Source organism: Photobacterium sanguinicancri, assembly GCF_002265265.1.
In the GTDB taxonomy this organism is placed as follows: Bacteria; Pseudomonadota; Gammaproteobacteria; order Enterobacterales; family Vibrionaceae; genus Photobacterium; species Photobacterium sanguinicancri.
Map to the genome: position 1 here is coordinate 1 of NZ_NOIF01000300.1, position 3,120 is coordinate 3,120.

Annotated in this window: 3 protein-coding genes; 2 read left to right on the top strand and 1 reads right to left on the bottom strand. The window is 43.6% G+C overall.

Annotated elements, in window-relative coordinates; all coding sequences use genetic code 11:
* The first annotated feature begins 26 nt into the window (after window positions 1-26).
* Window positions 27-1,457, top strand: a complete 1,431-nt coding sequence (locus tag ASV53_RS23365) for a catalase (protein WP_094958904.1) — start codon at window positions 27-29, stop codon at window positions 1,455-1,457.
* A gap of 97 nt (window positions 1,458-1,554) precedes the next feature.
* Complete coding sequence (locus ASV53_RS25635; protein ID WP_189337956.1) at window positions 1,555-1,716, top strand: hypothetical protein; 162 nt, start codon at window positions 1,555-1,557, stop codon at window positions 1,714-1,716.
* 99 nt (window positions 1,717-1,815) lie between these two features.
* On the opposite strand, the gene ASV53_RS23370 is transcribed toward ASV53_RS25635, so the two are convergent.
* Complete coding sequence (locus ASV53_RS23370) at window positions 1,816-2,994, bottom strand: dicarboxylate/amino acid:cation symporter (RefSeq protein WP_062690682.1); 1,179 nt, start codon at window positions 2,992-2,994, stop codon at window positions 1,816-1,818.
* Between the last annotated feature and the right edge of the window lie 126 nt (window positions 2,995-3,120).

The window sequence follows — 3,120 nt, forward strand, 5'->3', positions numbered from 1 at the left end:
ATAAAAAACCAAAAGGAATAATAAAGATGAAAAAATTAACCACTGCAGCTGGGTGTCCTGTGGCTCACAATAATAACGTCATGACAGCAGGGCCTCGTGGTCCTATGTTGTTGCAAGATGTCTGGTATCAAGAAAAGCTAGCGCACTTTAACCGTGAAGTGATACCTGAGCGACGCATGCATGCAAAAGGCTCTGGTGCATTTGGTAAGTTCACGGTAACAAATGATATTACTCAATACACCCGCGCTAAGATTTTTGCTGAAGTAGGAAAAGAAACCGAGATGTTTGCGCGTTTTACCAGTGTTGCTGGTGAACGTGGGGCCCCTGATGCCGTACGTGATATTCGCGGCTTTGCTTTGAAATTCTATACCGAAGAAGGTAACTGGGATTTAGTCGGTAATAACACCCCCGTTTTCTTCCTGAGAGATCCGTTAAAATTCCCTGATTTGAACCGTGTTGTTAAACGCGACCCTCAAACAAACATGCACAACCCAACAAGTAATTGGGACTTTTGGACATTACTGCCAGAGGCGTTACACCAAGTTACTGTGGTGATGAGTGATCGCGGCATTCCTGCTTCTTACCGACATATGCATGGCTTTGGTAGCCATACGTTTAGCATGATCAACGCAGATAATGAACGTGTTTGGGTTAAGTTTCATTTTGAAACCCAGCAAGGTATTAAAAACCTCACTGACAGCGAAGCTGCTGAAGTGGTGAGCCGTGATACTGAAAGTAACCAGCGTGATTTATTTGAAGCGATTGCAAAGCAAGATTTCCCTAAATGGACGATGTCTATTCAAGTGATGACGGAAGAGCAGGCAGTTCAAAGCCCATTTAACCCGTTTGATTTGACTAAGGTGTGGCCAAAAGCGCAATACCCATTAATTGAAGTGGGTGTAATGGAATTAAACAAAAATCCAGACAATTTCTTTTCTGATGTTGAACAAGTGGCATTCAACCCTGCAGCCGTTGTACCTGGCATCAGCTTTTCTCCTGATAAAATGCTGCAAGGGCGTTTATTTGCTTACGCAGATGCACAGCGTTATCGCTTAGGTGTAAACCACCATCAAATTCCAGTGAATGCGCCTCGCTGTCCTGTTCATGCATCACACCGTGACGGACAAATGCGTGTTGATGCTAATCATGGTAGTACGATTGGATACGAACCGAACTCGTTTGGCGAATGGGCGGAGCAACCCGAAGCGGAAGAGCCAATGTTAGAGTTATATGGATCGGCGGGTCACTACGATTTCCGAGAAGATGACGATGACTACTACACGCAGGCGGGTGATTTATTCCGTTTAATGACCAAGGCTCAGCAGCAGGTCTTATTTGAAAATACGGCACGCGCAATGAATGGTGTCCCTGATTTCATCAAAGAACGTCATATTGGCAATGCGAGCAAAGCGGATGAAAATTATGGTCTTGGTCTGCAAAAAGCCTTGTTTAGTTAGCGATTTATACAAGAAATACAGGTAGAGATTGAGCTCAGATTTGTTTGGTAACAATCAGGGCTAAGTCTGAAGTGACAGCAGTGAGTAGGGGGAGTGTATGAATTTAGGCGATTATAAAGTACTGAGAGATGATATTGATAAAGCGTTTTGCTATGAAAATGAAGAGCTAGATATTTTTGATAATAGCACTCAGGATAAATGGCAATTAATCGGTGCTTTCGCGGGTCTGCTTATCGCGATGTTTATTAATAACGGTTAGCTTTGCTTAAGTTAGTTTTTGTCTTTATAGCTCTCTTCCTCCTATAAAAAAACCGCTGAACAGTCAGCGGTTTATGTTATCAATCAAGCTACAATTTGATTACTTAGCAGTTTGTGTTTCCGCGGTAGATGCAGGTTGTTTTTGAGCAAATTTATTGACCCAAAGTGAAATCGCCCCATCACCTGTAATGTTACATGCAGTGCCAAAGCTATCTTGAGCCATGTATAGCGCAATCATCAGTGCCAGTTCGGCTTCACCAAAACCAAGCATAGACGCCATTAATCCTAATGCCGCCATGACACCGCCACCCGGTGCACCTGGTGCTGCGATCATGGTAATGCCTAGCATCATGATAAAAGGCAACATTTCTAGCAACGAAGGCAGCGCAATGTGTTGGCTAAGCGCCATCACTGCTGTTGAACAGGTGACGAGCGTAATAGTAGAGCCTGACAGGTGGATAGTGGCACACAGTGGAATGGTGAAGTTAGCAATAGATTCATCCACACCGTTGTTTTTGGTTTGGCGCAAGGTAACAGGGATTGTTGCAGCAGAAGACATAGTACCAATTGCGGTGAAGTATGCTGGAAGCATGTTCTTGATCAGCTTAATTGGAGACAGGCCTAATGCTAAACCAGTGATTGTGTATTGAATGGTGATCCATACCCAGTGCATGAAGACAGCCAATGCTAAAACAACGCCAAATGTTTTCAGGGTTGTAAATACTGTGCCTTCCGCTGCCATTTCGGCAAAAATGCCTGAAATGTAGAACGGCAGTAGTGGAATGATGACTTTAGATAACAGCAGATCAATGATACTACGGCCATCATCGGCAATTTCTTTTAGGCGAACACTGTTAGTAACACTGATGCCTAAACCAAATAAGAAAGCGGTAGCTAGTGCTGTCATTACGCCAAACATTGGTGGTATTTCTAGGCTGATAAAGCTGGTTAGTTTTGCGCCAGCATCAACCGTGGTTTGGTCTGGGCTTGGAATACCAGTGATAACAGAGCTAGCAACGATAAACGCTAAGCTGCCTGCAATAATCGTTGAACCGTATGACAGTGCCACGGTTTTACCCAGCAAGTTCCCCGAGTTTTTCGGTAAGCTTGCAATTCCACTGGTGATGTAAAAAAGAATGATGAGGGGGATGGTAAACCCGATCAGTTGTCCACCAATTGATTTAACGGTCAGCAGTATGCGAACGATTTCATCGGGAGCAAAAAAGCCAAGTAAGATACCGGCGACAATACCGGCGATCAGTTTCAATATTAATTTCATTTTGTGTATCCAGCTGTGTGTTTGCGAACGGTTAGCCTGTTGTAGTGAATTAGCCATTAATGTGCATTTAGTAGCATTATATTTTAGGAAATGGCGATTCAAGGCTATTATTTACAACCGTAAGTA